3 protein-coding genes and 6 rRNA genes are annotated in these 16,256 nt (G+C 46.6%); 8 read left to right on the plus strand and 1 reads right to left on the minus strand.

From position 1 onward, the window contains the following. The first annotated feature begins 93 nt into the window (after positions 1-93). From ABOA58_RS01390 to ABOA58_RS01420, 7 genes are all read left to right on the plus strand, one after another. Positions 94-1,644: ribosomal RNA gene (locus tag ABOA58_RS01390) — 16S ribosomal RNA — on the plus strand. Positions 1,645-1,820: 176 nt separating this feature from the next. Continuing rightward, positions 1,821-4,753 (plus strand): 23S ribosomal RNA (locus ABOA58_RS01395). A gap of 64 nt (positions 4,754-4,817) precedes the next feature. Continuing rightward, positions 4,818-4,933, plus strand: a 5S ribosomal RNA gene (rrf, locus tag ABOA58_RS01400). An 874-nt stretch (positions 4,934-5,807) separates the two neighbouring features. Next, positions 5,808-7,358, plus strand: a 16S ribosomal RNA gene (locus ABOA58_RS01405). A gap of 176 nt (positions 7,359-7,534) precedes the next feature. Then, positions 7,535-10,467, plus strand: a 23S ribosomal RNA gene (locus ABOA58_RS01410). Between the two features lie 64 nt (positions 10,468-10,531). Further along, a 5S ribosomal RNA gene (gene rrf, locus ABOA58_RS01415) occupies positions 10,532-10,647 on the plus strand. Together the 16S, 23S and 5S rRNA genes form the textbook arrangement of a ribosomal RNA operon. Before the next feature lie 271 nt (positions 10,648-10,918). After that, the gene (locus ABOA58_RS01420; protein WP_350300942.1) at positions 10,919-11,758 is read left to right on the plus strand and encodes a tyrosine-type recombinase/integrase; all 840 of its coding nucleotides are present in this window, start codon (positions 10,919-10,921) and stop codon (positions 11,756-11,758) included. Positions 11,759-11,956: 198 nt separating this feature from the next. Here the strand turns inward: ABOA58_RS01420 and ABOA58_RS01425 are convergent, their stop codons facing one another. Continuing rightward, entirely contained in the window at positions 11,957-15,085 is a 3,129-nt protein-coding gene (locus ABOA58_RS01425) for an efflux RND transporter permease subunit (RefSeq protein ID WP_350300943.1), read from the minus strand. Positions 15,086-15,274: 189 nt separating this feature from the next. Here ABOA58_RS01425 and ABOA58_RS01430 point away from each other — a divergent pair, with 189 nt between their 5' ends. Next, a complete protein-coding gene (locus ABOA58_RS01430) occupies positions 15,275-16,153 on the plus strand; it encodes a TetR/AcrR family transcriptional regulator (protein ID WP_350300944.1) in 879 nt (292 codons plus the stop codon). Positions 16,154-16,256: the final 103 nt, after the last annotated feature.

A 16,256-nucleotide genomic window follows, 5' to 3' on the forward strand; every position in this document is an offset into this window, starting at 1 on the left:
TTGCTCTTTGAAAACTGAACAAAACAAAGCGCCAACGTTAAATTTTTAAGTGAGCACACACTATCAAAAAAGCAAATGAGCAAGTCAAACATTTCTTCGGAGAGTTTGATCCTGGCTCAGGACGAACGCTGGCGGCGTGCCTAATACATGCAAGTCGAGCGAATCGATGGGAGCTTGCTCCCTGAGATTAGCGGCGGACGGGTGAGTAACACGTGGGCAACCTGCCTATAAGACTGGGATAACTTCGGGAAACCGGAGCTAATACCGGATACGTTCTTTTCTCGCATGAGAGAAGATGGAAAGACGGTTTACGCTGTCACTTATAGATGGGCCCGCGGCGCATTAGCTAGTTGGTGAGGTAATGGCTCACCAAGGCGACGATGCGTAGCCGACCTGAGAGGGTGATCGGCCACACTGGGACTGAGACACGGCCCAGACTCCTACGGGAGGCAGCAGTAGGGAATCTTCCGCAATGGACGAAAGTCTGACGGAGCAACGCCGCGTGAACGAAGAAGGCCTTCGGGTCGTAAAGTTCTGTTGTTAGGGAAGAACAAGTACCAGAGTAACTGCTGGTACCTTGACGGTACCTAACCAGAAAGCCACGGCTAACTACGTGCCAGCAGCCGCGGTAATACGTAGGTGGCAAGCGTTGTCCGGAATTATTGGGCGTAAAGCGCGCGCAGGTGGTTCCTTAAGTCTGATGTGAAAGCCCACGGCTCAACCGTGGAGGGTCATTGGAAACTGGGGAACTTGAGTGCAGAAGAGGAAAGTGGAATTCCAAGTGTAGCGGTGAAATGCGTAGAGATTTGGAGGAACACCAGTGGCGAAGGCGACTTTCTGGTCTGTAACTGACACTGAGGCGCGAAAGCGTGGGGAGCAAACAGGATTAGATACCCTGGTAGTCCACGCCGTAAACGATGAGTGCTAAGTGTTAGAGGGTTTCCGCCCTTTAGTGCTGCAGCTAACGCATTAAGCACTCCGCCTGGGGAGTACGGCCGCAAGGCTGAAACTCAAAGGAATTGACGGGGGCCCGCACAAGCGGTGGAGCATGTGGTTTAATTCGAAGCAACGCGAAGAACCTTACCAGGTCTTGACATCCTCTGACAACCCTAGAGATAGGGCTTTCCCCTTCGGGGGACAGAGTGACAGGTGGTGCATGGTTGTCGTCAGCTCGTGTCGTGAGATGTTGGGTTAAGTCCCGCAACGAGCGCAACCCTTGATCTTAGTTGCCAGCATTCAGTTGGGCACTCTAAGGTGACTGCCGGTGACAAACCGGAGGAAGGTGGGGATGACGTCAAATCATCATGCCCCTTATGACCTGGGCTACACACGTGCTACAATGGATGGTACAAAGGGCTGCAAACCTGCGAAGGTAAGCGAATCCCATAAAGCCATTCTCAGTTCGGATTGCAGGCTGCAACTCGCCTGCATGAAGCCGGAATCGCTAGTAATCGCGGATCAGCATGCCGCGGTGAATACGTTCCCGGGCCTTGTACACACCGCCCGTCACACCACGAGAGTTTGTAACACCCGAAGTCGGTGAGGTAACCTTCATGGAGCCAGCCGCCTAAGGTGGGACAGATGATTGGGGTGAAGTCGTAACAAGGTAGCCGTATCGGAAGGTGCGGCTGGATCACCTCCTTTCTAAGGATAATTACGAGAGCGCTTTTGTTTTGTTCAGTTTTGAATGAGTAATTCATTCAAATAGGAAAGACAAACATCACGATGTGATGGATTCTTTCTGCTTTGTTCCTTGAAAACTAGATAATAGATAGAAGGCAATTAATTTTTTTCAAAGCATCTGTAAGATCTTTTTTAACGGTTAAGTTAGAAAGGGCGCACGGTGGATGCCTTGGCACTAGGAGCCGATGAAGGACGGGACTAACACCGATATGCTTCGGGGAGCTGTAAGTAAGCTTTGATCCGGAGATTTCCGAATGGGGAAACCCACTGTTCGTAATGGAACAGTATCTTTACCTGAATACATAGGGTACTGAAGGCAGACCCGGGGAACTGAAACATCTAAGTACCCGGAGGAAGAGAAAGCAAACGCGATTTCCTGAGTAGCGGCGAGCGAAACGGAATTAGCCCAAACCAAGAGGCTTGCCTCTTGGGGTTGTAGGACACTCAACATGGAGTTACAAAGGAACGGGGTAAATGAAGCGATCTGGAAAGATCCGTCGAAGAAGGTAAAAACCCTGTAGTTGAAACTTCGTTCCCTCCTGAGTGGATCCTGAGTACGGCGGGACACGAGAAATCCCGTCGGAAGCAGGGAGGACCATCTCCCAAGGCTAAATACTCCCTAGTGACCGATAGTGAACCAGTACCGTGAGGGAAAGGTGAAAAGCACCCCGGAAGGGGAGTGAAATAGATCCTGAAACCGTGTGCCTACAAGTAGTCAAAGCCCGTTAATGGGTAATGGCGTGCCTTTTGTAGAATGAACCGGCGAGTTACGATTTCATGCGAGGTTAAGTTGATGAGACGGAGCCGCAGCGAAAGCGAGTCTGAATAGGGCGAATGAGTATGAGGTCGTAGACCCGAAACCAGGTGATCTACCCATGTCCAGGGTGAAGTTCAGGTAACACTGAATGGAGGCCCGAACCCACGCACGTTGAAAAGTGCGGGGATGAGGTGTGGGTAGCGGAGAAATTCCAATCGAACCTGGAGATAGCTGGTTCTCTCCGAAATAGCTTTAGGGCTAGCCTCAAGATGAGAGTATTGGAGGTAGAGCACTGATTGGACTAGGGGCCCCCAACGGGTTACCGAATTCAGTCAAACTCCGAATGCCAAATACTTATTCTTGGGAGTCAGACTGCGAGTGATAAGATCCGTAGTCGAAAGGGAAACAGCCCAGACCACCAGCTAAGGTCCCAAAGTATACGTTAAGTGGAAAAGGATGTGGAGTTGCTTAGACAACCAGGATGTTGGCTTAGAAGCAGCCACCATTTAAAGAGTGCGTAATAGCTCACTGGTCGAGTGACTCCGCGCCGAAAATGTACCGGGGCTAAACGTATCACCGAAGCTGTGGATTGACACCGTATGGTGTCGATGGTAGGAGAGCGTTCTAAGGGCGTTGAAGTCAGACCGGAAGGACTGGTGGAGCGCTTAGAAGTGAGAATGCCGGTATGAGTAGCGAAAGAAGGGTGAGAATCCCTTCCACCGAATGCCTAAGGTTTCCTGAGGAAGGCTCGTCCGCTCAGGGTTAGTCGGGACCTAAGCCGAGGCCGAAAGGCGTAGGCGATGGACAACAGGTTGATATTCCTGTACCACCTATACATCGTTTGAACGATGGGGGGACGCAGAAGGATAGGGTAAGCGCGCTGTTGGATATGCGCGTCCAAGCAGTTAGGCCGGAAACGAGGCAAATCCCGTTTCCATTAAGGCGGAGCTGTGATGGCGAGGGAAATATAGTACCGAAGTTCCTGATTCCACGCTGCCAAGAAAAGCCTCTAGTGAGATGTAAGGTGCCCGTACCGCAAACCGACACAGGTAGGCGAGGAGAGAATCCTAAGGTGTGCGAGAGAACTCTCGTTAAGGAACTCGGCAAAATGACCCCGTAACTTCGGGAGAAGGGGTGCTTTTTAGGGTGAATAGCCCAGAAAAGCCGCAGTGAATAGGCCCAGGCGACTGTTTAGCAAAAACACAGGTCTCTGCGAAGCCGCAAGGCGAAGTATAGGGGCTGACACCTGCCCGGTGCTGGAAGGTTAAGGGGAGAGGTTAGCGCAAGCGAAGCTTTGAACCGAAGCCCCAGTAAACGGCGGCCGTAACTATAACGGTCCTAAGGTAGCGAAATTCCTTGTCGGGTAAGTTCCGACCCGCACGAAAGGTGTAACGATCTGGGCACTGTCTCAACGAGAGACTCGGTGAAATTATAGTACCTGTGAAGATGCAGGTTACCCGCGACAGGACGGAAAGACCCCGTGGAGCTTTACTGCAGCCTGATATTGAATTTTGGTACAGCTTGTACAGGATAGGTAGGAGCCTGAGAAGCCGGAGCGCCAGCTTCGGTGGAGGCGTTGGTGGGATACTACCCTGGCTGTATTGAAATTCTAACCCGCGCCCCTTATCGGGGTGGGAGACAGTGTCAGGTGGGCAGTTTGACTGGGGCGGTCGCCTCCTAAAGAGTAACGGAGGCGCCCAAAGGTTCCCTCAGAATGGTTGGAAATCATTCGTAGAGTGTAAAGGCACAAGGGAGCTTGACTGCGAGACCTACAAGTCGAGCAGGGACGAAAGTCGGGCTTAGTGATCCGGTGGTTCCGCATGGAAGGGCCATCGCTCAACGGATAAAAGCTACCCCGGGGATAACAGGCTTATCTCCCCCAAGAGTCCACATCGACGGGGAGGTTTGGCACCTCGATGTCGGCTCATCGCATCCTGGGGCTGTAGTCGGTCCCAAGGGTTGGGCTGTTCGCCCATTAAAGCGGTACGCGAGCTGGGTTCAGAACGTCGTGAGACAGTTCGGTCCCTATCCGTCGCGGGCGCAGGAAATTTGAGAGGAGCTGTCCTTAGTACGAGAGGACCGGGATGGACGCACCGCTGGTGTACCAGTTGTCTTGCCAAAGGCATAGCTGGGTAGCTACGTGCGGACGGGATAAGTGCTGAAAGCATCTAAGCATGAAGCCCCCCTCAAGATGAGATTTCCCATGGCGCAAGCTAGTAAGATCCCTGAAAGATGATCAGGTTGATAGGTCAGAGGTGGAAGCATGGTGACATGTGGAGCTGACTGATACTAATAGATCGAGGACTTAACCAACGCTTTTTAAAAAATGAAATACCTTCTTATTATCTAGTTTTGAAGGAACAACGTTCCTCATATGTTTGGTGGCGATAGCGAAGAGGTCACACCCGTTCCCATTCCGAACACGGCAGTTAAGCTCTTCAGCGCCGATGGTAGTTGGGGGGTTCCCCCTGTGAGAGTAGGACGCCGCCAAGCCATTTAAAAAGATCCGCCATCCGGCTGGTCTTTTTTTGTTTTCATAAGGTCACGAAAAAAAGATGGCTGTTTTCGCATACAGTGTTGCTTTCTTGAACACATAACGACAAGACTGCTTGCTTTAAACGCTCTTGTCGTTATTTGATTTCTCTTCATATTGAATGTGATGATTTGTATCCTGTATTGGGTTTATATCGTCATCTTTAATTCCCGTTGTGATGTCATCATAAGGTGTGATCTATTTGAAGGTGCTGATTTCTTTTTAATCAGCCGATAACAAACAAAGCATATTACAGAAATAACAAATAAAGTATAAGCATATGCCATTTAATCACTCCTCAAAAAGATTACTTACTACTTTATCTCACTATATCCCATAATATTCCTTTGTTCAAAACCAACAAACTTTACGAAAACAGCTCAAAAGATAAAAAGCATTAAGGCTTTGTCGGGATGCCTTCAGCTCTGTCCGACTACCTTGAAACCAATCTTGATCTATCTTTGAGAAAAGGAATTATTTATTGTGAAATGTGTTGACTTTATGGTGGGAAAGGATTAATATAAATAAGCACCAATTAAAACAAACGAAAAACTTCATCACTTTTGGCTGATTGCTGAAAGAAATAATAACTATTGACTTCTTACTATGGAAATGATAAGATGAAATGGTCGCTGAAAAACACAGCGATTTAAAATAAGTTAAAAACTTCGCAGAAGTTGACAACTAATCAATAAGATGTTATGATGAATAAACAGCCGTTCGTTAAGGACGATTGTGAAATTGCTCTTTGAAAACTGAACAAAACAAAGCGCCAACGTTAAATTTTTAAGTGAGCACACACTATCAAAAAAGCAAATGAGCAAGTCAAACATTTCTTCGGAGAGTTTGATCCTGGCTCAGGACGAACGCTGGCGGCGTGCCTAATACATGCAAGTCGAGCGAATCGATGGGAGCTTGCTCCCTGAGATTAGCGGCGGACGGGTGAGTAACACGTGGGCAACCTGCCTATAAGACTGGGATAACTTCGGGAAACCGGAGCTAATACCGGATACGTTCTTTTCTCGCATGAGAGAAGATGGAAAGACGGTTTACGCTGTCACTTATAGATGGGCCCGCGGCGCATTAGCTAGTTGGTGAGGTAATGGCTCACCAAGGCGACGATGCGTAGCCGACCTGAGAGGGTGATCGGCCACACTGGGACTGAGACACGGCCCAGACTCCTACGGGAGGCAGCAGTAGGGAATCTTCCGCAATGGACGAAAGTCTGACGGAGCAACGCCGCGTGAACGAAGAAGGCCTTCGGGTCGTAAAGTTCTGTTGTTAGGGAAGAACAAGTACCAGAGTAACTGCTGGTACCTTGACGGTACCTAACCAGAAAGCCACGGCTAACTACGTGCCAGCAGCCGCGGTAATACGTAGGTGGCAAGCGTTGTCCGGAATTATTGGGCGTAAAGCGCGCGCAGGTGGTTCCTTAAGTCTGATGTGAAAGCCCACGGCTCAACCGTGGAGGGTCATTGGAAACTGGGGAACTTGAGTGCAGAAGAGGAAAGTGGAATTCCAAGTGTAGCGGTGAAATGCGTAGAGATTTGGAGGAACACCAGTGGCGAAGGCGACTTTCTGGTCTGTAACTGACACTGAGGCGCGAAAGCGTGGGGAGCAAACAGGATTAGATACCCTGGTAGTCCACGCCGTAAACGATGAGTGCTAAGTGTTAGAGGGTTTCCGCCCTTTAGTGCTGCAGCTAACGCATTAAGCACTCCGCCTGGGGAGTACGGCCGCAAGGCTGAAACTCAAAGGAATTGACGGGGGCCCGCACAAGCGGTGGAGCATGTGGTTTAATTCGAAGCAACGCGAAGAACCTTACCAGGTCTTGACATCCTCTGACAACCCTAGAGATAGGGCTTTCCCCTTCGGGGGACAGAGTGACAGGTGGTGCATGGTTGTCGTCAGCTCGTGTCGTGAGATGTTGGGTTAAGTCCCGCAACGAGCGCAACCCTTGATCTTAGTTGCCAGCATTCAGTTGGGCACTCTAAGGTGACTGCCGGTGACAAACCGGAGGAAGGTGGGGATGACGTCAAATCATCATGCCCCTTATGACCTGGGCTACACACGTGCTACAATGGATGGTACAAAGGGCTGCAAACCTGCGAAGGTAAGCGAATCCCATAAAGCCATTCTCAGTTCGGATTGCAGGCTGCAACTCGCCTGCATGAAGCCGGAATCGCTAGTAATCGCGGATCAGCATGCCGCGGTGAATACGTTCCCGGGCCTTGTACACACCGCCCGTCACACCACGAGAGTTTGTAACACCCGAAGTCGGTGAGGTAACCTTCATGGAGCCAGCCGCCTAAGGTGGGACAGATGATTGGGGTGAAGTCGTAACAAGGTAGCCGTATCGGAAGGTGCGGCTGGATCACCTCCTTTCTAAGGATAATTACGAGAGCGCTTTTGTTTTGTTCAGTTTTGAATGAGTAATTCATTCAAATAGGAAAGACAAACATCACGATGTGATGGATTCTTTCTGCTTTGTTCCTTGAAAACTAGATAATAGATAGAAGGCAATTAATTTTTTTCAAAGCATCTGTAAGATCTTTTTTAACGGTTAAGTTAGAAAGGGCGCACGGTGGATGCCTTGGCACTAGGAGCCGATGAAGGACGGGACTAACACCGATATGCTTCGGGGAGCTGTAAGTAAGCTTTGATCCGGAGATTTCCGAATGGGGAAACCCACTGTTCGTAATGGAACAGTATCTTTACCTGAATACATAGGGTACTGAAGGCAGACCCGGGGAACTGAAACATCTAAGTACCCGGAGGAAGAGAAAGCAAACGCGATTTCCTGAGTAGCGGCGAGCGAAACGGAATTAGCCCAAACCAAGAGGCTTGCCTCTTGGGGTTGTAGGACACTCAACATGGAGTTACAAAGGAACGGGGTAAATGAAGCGATCTGGAAAGATCCGTCGAAGAAGGTAAAAACCCTGTAGTTGAAACTTCGTTCCCTCCTGAGTGGATCCTGAGTACGGCGGGACACGAGAAATCCCGTCGGAAGCAGGGAGGACCATCTCCCAAGGCTAAATACTCCCTAGTGACCGATAGTGAACCAGTACCGTGAGGGAAAGGTGAAAAGCACCCCGGAAGGGGAGTGAAATAGATCCTGAAACCGTGTGCCTACAAGTAGTCAAAGCCCGTTAATGGGTAATGGCGTGCCTTTTGTAGAATGAACCGGCGAGTTACGATTTCATGCGAGGTTAAGTTGATGAGACGGAGCCGCAGCGAAAGCGAGTCTGAATAGGGCGAATGAGTATGAGGTCGTAGACCCGAAACCAGGTGATCTACCCATGTCCAGGGTGAAGTTCAGGTAACACTGAATGGAGGCCCGAACCCACGCACGTTGAAAAGTGCGGGGATGAGGTGTGGGTAGCGGAGAAATTCCAATCGAACCTGGAGATAGCTGGTTCTCTCCGAAATAGCTTTAGGGCTAGCCTCAAGATGAGAGTATTGGAGGTAGAGCACTGATTGGACTAGGGGCCCCCAACGGGTTACCGAATTCAGTCAAACTCCGAATGCCAAATACTTATTCTTGGGAGTCAGACTGCGAGTGATAAGATCCGTAGTCGAAAGGGAAACAGCCCAGACCACCAGCTAAGGTCCCAAAGTATACGTTAAGTGGAAAAGGATGTGGAGTTGCTTAGACAACCAGGATGTTGGCTTAGAAGCAGCCACCATTTAAAGAGTGCGTAATAGCTCACTGGTCGAGTGACTCCGCGCCGAAAATGTACCGGGGCTAAACGTATCACCGAAGCTGTGGATTGACACCGTATGGTGTCGATGGTAGGAGAGCGTTCTAAGGGCGTTGAAGTCAGACCGGAAGGACTGGTGGAGCGCTTAGAAGTGAGAATGCCGGTATGAGTAGCGAAAGAAGGGTGAGAATCCCTTCCACCGAATGCCTAAGGTTTCCTGAGGAAGGCTCGTCCGCTCAGGGTTAGTCGGGACCTAAGCCGAGGCCGAAAGGCGTAGGCGATGGACAACAGGTTGATATTCCTGTACCACCTATACATCGTTTGAACGATGGGGGGACGCAGAAGGATAGGGTAAGCGCGCTGTTGGATATGCGCGTCCAAGCAGTTAGGCCGGAAACGAGGCAAATCCCGTTTCCATTAAGGCGGAGCTGTGATGGCGAGGGAAATATAGTACCGAAGTTCCTGATTCCACGCTGCCAAGAAAAGCCTCTAGTGAGATGTAAGGTGCCCGTACCGCAAACCGACACAGGTAGGCGAGGAGAGAATCCTAAGGTGTGCGAGAGAACTCTCGTTAAGGAACTCGGCAAAATGACCCCGTAACTTCGGGAGAAGGGGTGCTTTTTAGGGTGAATAGCCCAGAAAAGCCGCAGTGAATAGGCCCAGGCGACTGTTTAGCAAAAACACAGGTCTCTGCGAAGCCGCAAGGCGAAGTATAGGGGCTGACACCTGCCCGGTGCTGGAAGGTTAAGGGGAGAGGTTAGCGCAAGCGAAGCTTTGAACCGAAGCCCCAGTAAACGGCGGCCGTAACTATAACGGTCCTAAGGTAGCGAAATTCCTTGTCGGGTAAGTTCCGACCCGCACGAAAGGTGTAACGATCTGGGCACTGTCTCAACGAGAGACTCGGTGAAATTATAGTACCTGTGAAGATGCAGGTTACCCGCGACAGGACGGAAAGACCCCGTGGAGCTTTACTGCAGCCTGATATTGAATTTTGGTACAGCTTGTACAGGATAGGTAGGAGCCTGAGAAGCCGGAGCGCCAGCTTCGGTGGAGGCGTTGGTGGGATACTACCCTGGCTGTATTGAAATTCTAACCCGCGCCCCTTATCGGGGTGGGAGACAGTGTCAGGTGGGCAGTTTGACTGGGGCGGTCGCCTCCTAAAGAGTAACGGAGGCGCCCAAAGGTTCCCTCAGAATGGTTGGAAATCATTCGTAGAGTGTAAAGGCACAAGGGAGCTTGACTGCGAGACCTACAAGTCGAGCAGGGACGAAAGTCGGGCTTAGTGATCCGGTGGTTCCGCATGGAAGGGCCATCGCTCAACGGATAAAAGCTACCCCGGGGATAACAGGCTTATCTCCCCCAAGAGTCCACATCGACGGGGAGGTTTGGCACCTCGATGTCGGCTCATCGCATCCTGGGGCTGTAGTCGGTCCCAAGGGTTGGGCTGTTCGCCCATTAAAGCGGTACGCGAGCTGGGTTCAGAACGTCGTGAGACAGTTCGGTCCCTATCCGTCGCGGGCGCAGGAAATTTGAGAGGAGCTGTCCTTAGTACGAGAGGACCGGGATGGACGCACCGCTGGTGTACCAGTTGTCTTGCCAAAGGCATAGCTGGGTAGCTACGTGCGGACGGGATAAGTGCTGAAAGCATCTAAGCATGAAGCCCCCCTCAAGATGAGATTTCCCATGGCGCAAGCTAGTAAGATCCCTGAAAGATGATCAGGTTGATAGGTCAGAGGTGGAAGCATGGTGACATGTGGAGCTGACTGATACTAATAGATCGAGGACTTAACCAACGCTTTTTAAAAAATGAAATACCTTCTTATTATCTAGTTTTGAAGGAACAATGTTCCTCATATGTTTGGTGGCGATAGCGAAGAGGTCACACCCGTTCCCATTCCGAACACGGCAGTTAAGCTCTTCAGCGCCGATGGTAGTTGGGGGTTTCCCCCTGTGAGAGTAGGACGCCGCCAAGCCATTTCAAAAGATCCGCCATCCGGCTGGTCTTTTTTTGCCGTTGTCAATCCTTAAGTATATTAAATCTGTTAAAAAGTAGAGAAGTAAAAAGGACCATAAGGAAGGTTATATGCAGTATACATGGTAGGGCATACTATGGATGCATATTAATTTTTACTTCTATCTGCATTATCCATATCTGATTAAGACAAAGGGACAGAATTCTTCGTTTCTATAGGGATATATGTTAAACTTAACGTAGTTCTGAAACTGTCATTGGGGGAATAGCCGATGGATACCTCTGCTAAAGATGAAATGATTTTTTCGTTTGCTGAATGGTTGAGAGACCAAGGCAAATCAGCTAATACGATCAAAACGTATACTGGTGTCCTTTCACAGTTTTGTGACCAGACACAAAAGATATTGATGGAGATTCATTCTGAAGATGTTCAGGGTTATCTTGATTATTTGGAAAATTGCAAGAAAAGCCCAGGAACTATCGAAAAACACTATATCGCCTTAAATGTTTTCTTTAAATTTTTAGGTAAACCGCAAGTAATGCTTTCTGTGGAACGTAAGGTTAAGGAGCACAAGCTTGAGGTACCTGAAACTTTAAGCATAAATGAACAGCAGATTTTGTTAAGAGATATAGAAGCAGAAGGAAATCTAAGAAACATTGCCATCGTCTACCTTTTGTTACATACAGGAATCCGTGTCTCCGAATTATGTGACTTAAATGGCCGCGACGTCATCATGGAAACAGAACGAAATTATATACTTGTCAGGAACGCAAAAGGTGAAATCGATAGATCCGTTCCACTTACAATATCGGCTATACAGCATGTACAAAATTATCTTTGTTCTTTAAAAGATAAAGCAGATCCGTTATTCATCTCAAGCTATAATCAAAGGATTACTCCGAGGTCAGTTCAATATATATTAAAAAAATACAATGTGCATCCACATAAACTGAGACATACCTTTTGCCAAAGGTTAGTGGATAATGGAATAGATATACAAACGATATCCAAGCTTGCCGGTCATAAAGATTTAAACGTAACGAAGCGTTATCTAAAAGAAAAATCGCTGGACCTGGCAAATGCGATAGACCAAACTTTCACCAAACATTAATCCATATAAATTAAAAGGGAAAGCGAGCTCTTTCCCTTTTTTGTTAATATAAGATTTTAAAACAAACGAATTTCCTTGGAAATGACGAACAGGACGTGACGTTGGGGCCTGTGCAGTTGTATTTATAAGAGCATATTGCATTGTTGAATCAAGAAAGAGGGGATTCCTAATATTAGGAATCCCCTCTTTTTTAATTCTTTACTTAACTGTTTTTTTCTTCTTTTTACCTATTTTAATTATGACTTCATATACTACCGGTACTATTACAAGTGTTAGCAATGTAGAACTCACAAGTCCGCCAATAACGGTAATTCCCAAACCTTGTGATATTAATCCACTGCCTTCTGCACCGATTGCCAGAGGTATTAAAGCTCCGATTGTGGCAAGGGCAGTCATCAGGATTGGGCGTAGACGGGTGGCTCCTGCCTCGAGTAAAGCTTCCCTGGTAGATAGCCCTGATTCTTCATTCTTGATAACACGGTCCACCAATACGATGGCATTGGTTACAACGATACCAATAAGCATCAGGACACCCATCATTGCCGAAACGCTGATGGTCTCACCTGCAACGAATAGCCCTGCCAATGCCCCGATTACCGTAAATGGTAAGGAGAAGAGAATGGCTATTGGTGCTAAACCACCATGGAAAGTAACGACTAGGACAAAGTATACGATAGCAACGGCCGCTAACATAGCGATACCAAGTTGAGTGAATGATTCTTGGATATCTTCAGTCACTCCGCCATAGTCTATAGTGACACTTGCCGGAAGGTCCAATTTATCAACTTCCTTTTGTACATCTGCTGTTACTGCTGCCACATCATCCGTTTTGATAGTTGCAGACACGTCGGCATAAATTTTTCCATCGCGGCGGCTGATTGTATCGGAAGCTTTGCCTTCTTCGATTTTCACAAGCTCTTTCAATGGGATTTCCATTCCCATTGGAGAAGAAATTTTCGTATTCTCAAGATCTTTTTTGTCTTCGAATGTCGTTTCTTTTGTCTCGACATATACTTTGACTTCTTCTCCATCTTTCTTAATGGTAGTTAAAGCATCATCTTTATTCGTATTGGCAATGGACATGCCGATTTGTGCAGCTGTCAGTCCAAGGTCACTTAGCTTTTCTTGATCTGCAACTAGAGTATATTGCTCATAAGCATCGGAAAGACTTGTATCAACATCTTTTAAATCTTTATTTTTCTTCATGATATTTTGAATATCGTCAATTACCGGTTCAATATCTTTTTGTGTATTTCCGTAAACAAATAGAGTTGTTTCGTTGCTTGATGTTGACGTGAATTCTTGTTGTTTCCATGTTCCAGGTGAATCAAGTTCAGTTAAATCTTTTATGACGGTTTCTTTTTTGTCCCCGAAATTCTCGGTGTCTTCATCATAGAGTACATAGAAGAGAGCCGAGTTACTCGAGCCACCCATCATGCCGCCCATCATGCTTTCACCAAGTGTGTATTGAACGGTCTTCACATCGTTTTTATCCATGAAGTATTTTTCTACTTTTTCTGTTTGCTTTTCAATATCCTCTTTTAACTCTCCAGGTGCGGGAGTGTATGTGACGATAATCGTTTTTTCTTCATCTGCAGGCATGAAGCTGACACCGATGCTTGGGATCAGGAATAAGCTGCCGACCAATAATACAATGGCTGTACCGAAAGTGATTAACTTATGGTTTAACGACCAATCCAGTGCTTTTCGGTAGAATGCCGATAGTTTGCTTGGTTTTTCTTCATGTGATTTTAATTCTTTTTTAGATAGTCCCTTTTTAAATAAAGAGTCTGCCATTGCCGGAACAAGAGTGATGGCGATTATTAATGAAGCGACTAATGCAAACACCATTGTTAAGGCAAATGGCATGAATAGTTCCCCGACAGGTCCTGTAACGCTTGCTAAAGGCAGGTATACGGCTACAGTAACGATTGTCGATGAAAGGATAGGGATGAACATTTCCTTAGTGGCTGATCGTATTAATTCGCCGCCTTTTAATTGTTCGCCTTTTAAGGCCATTCTTCTATAAATATTTTCAATGACGACAATGGAGTCATCGACGACTCGGCCAATGGCAACCGTCATTGCCCCAAGTGTCATGACATTCAAGGAAATATCCATTTGTTTGAGCACCAAAAGCGCTGCTAACAGGGATAATGGAATCGAAATGACGGAAATGAGAGTCGTTTTAAAGTTCCTAAGGAACAGCATGATAACAATGACGGCAAACAGACAGCCGAAGAGTGCCTTGCTGATCATGGTTTCAACAGAATCTTTAATCGGTTTAGCTTGATCGAGCGTAGTGTGTACACTTACGCCTTTAAACTCCTCTTTGAAATTAGATGCTTCTTCGTTTACTTCGTCTACGATTGCAACTGTATCGGCATCAGGCGATCTTGTAACCTGGATTCCAATCGATTCGCTACCGTTTGTTCTTGAAATCGATTCAGCCTTACCGGTGATTTTAACATCGGCAATGTCTGATAATTTGACATTTTGCAGTTGGGCAGGACCTGTTGCCATATCAGGAGTTGATTGATTGGTTTCCGGTCCGGTTTGTGCTGGCGTTCCTGTTTGAGAGCCGCCGGTTAAAGGTATCTTTATATTTTTCAGGTCTTTTAATGTGGAGATGTTTCCATCCACAACGATCGTTTTTTCTTTATCATCAAAGTTATATATGCCAAGCGGCATGTTGACGTTTGCGGCCTGGATAACCTTCTTTACGGTTTCTTCATCGAGCCCGTATTGAGCCATCTTTTCCTCGTCGAATACAAGGCTGCCTTCATTTACTTGTTGTCCGGAAATTGATACGGAAGTCACGCCGTCAATCCCTTCAAGTTTAGGCACCAACACCTCTTCGACGTTTTTTGTAAGAGCTGGTAAATCAGAACCCTTATCTGTTACACTGAGGGCGACGACAGGAAAAGCGTTTAATTCTAATTTTGAGACGCTTGGGGCATCCACACCCTCAGGCAGTTCTAATTTCTCTAAAGCTTCTTTCACTTCTTTTACAGCGTCGTCCATATCCGTATCATAATCATATTGTAATTGGACGGAAGAGGCATTAGCCATGGACGAAGAACTGACTAATTCTACTCCTGGCAAATTTGTTACTTTCTGCTCAATCTGGTCCGTGAGTTTATCTGCTACTTCTTCAGGTGCAGCTCCAGGATATACAGTGGAGATGCTTATTAAAGGAGTCGAGATGCTTGGAATGGTTTCTTGTTTCATGTTTAAACCTGAGTATAAACCAGCTGCAACGATGATGATCGTAAGCAACCAAATTGCCAATTTATTCTTTAATGAAAATTTAATTATTGAATTCAAGCTTGTACCCTCCATACATAAAATTGTGACTAATCGGTCACAAGCTCAAATATATAGTATATGGATTATGATTGCAACAGATAATATTCGTTAGCGTTAACGTTGTGATTTCAAGGGTTTTGGGATACAATTCGGAAGATGTGACCCACTGGTCACCAACGGATAATTTTAAGAGATAGGATGAATTTGATGAAAGAAAAAAATAAGATGATCATAGATAAGTCTGTAGAACTTTTCGCGGAGAAAGGCTATCATGCCACTTCCGTTCAGGAAATTGCTGAAAAATGTGGGATAGCAAAGGGGTCTTTTTATAATCATTTTAAGTCGAAGGAAGAATTACTGGTCTCCATTTTTAAATTTTATTATGAAGCGTTGACGGACTCATTGCTTGATCTTGAACTGGATGCTTCGTTGTCCAGTAAAGACAAGTTCATGAGGCAAATCACTGTTCACATTGAGCATATGACGGGAAATACCAACTTGATTCAAATGATGATGCAGGAACAAATGGTCCATATCAGCAAAGAACTAGATAGATTTTTACATTATATCCATGAAGAGGGCTTGATTTGGTTCAAGCGTAAAATCACTGAGTTATACCCGGGACTTTCGCCTGATCTTTTGCCGGATTGCACCATAATTTTGGATTCCCTTTTCAAAGGATATATCGGAATATTGATCAGGAAACAAAATGCTTTCGATGTGGAATTGTTACCTAGCTTCATATTGAACCGGATGGATTCAATTATCGCAAGCCTGCAGAACATGGAAGATCCATTATTGAAACAATTTCCCCTACCAGGATGCTCGATGCGGGATATGAGCCCAAAAGAGGAAATCCATTCGATCATCGTCAGGATGCTGGAAGTGGAAACACGTAAAGAAGAGGGCATGGATACACGTAAAAATACGGAAGCTTTAAAGGCGATCCAGGAAGAATTTTCAAAAGTTAGGCCAAGCCCCATCATCTTGGAAAGTCTTTTGTTATTTTTGGAAAAAAATGATAAAAGAAGTCCCTTGTCTTCAAAACTTATCTTAATGATGAAGGATTATTTGACAAGTTTATGAAGGCTTATCAGAAAGGGGCGTATAGCCTCTTTTTTTCATGATTCTTAATGAGTTTTAAAAGCGAGGGTTTAGGAAAAGGTAAAAGTGATGGGAAGAAAACAAT

It is taken from the genome of Peribacillus frigoritolerans (genome assembly GCF_040250305.1).
In the GTDB taxonomy this organism is placed as follows: domain Bacteria; phylum Bacillota; class Bacilli; order Bacillales; family DSM-1321; genus Peribacillus.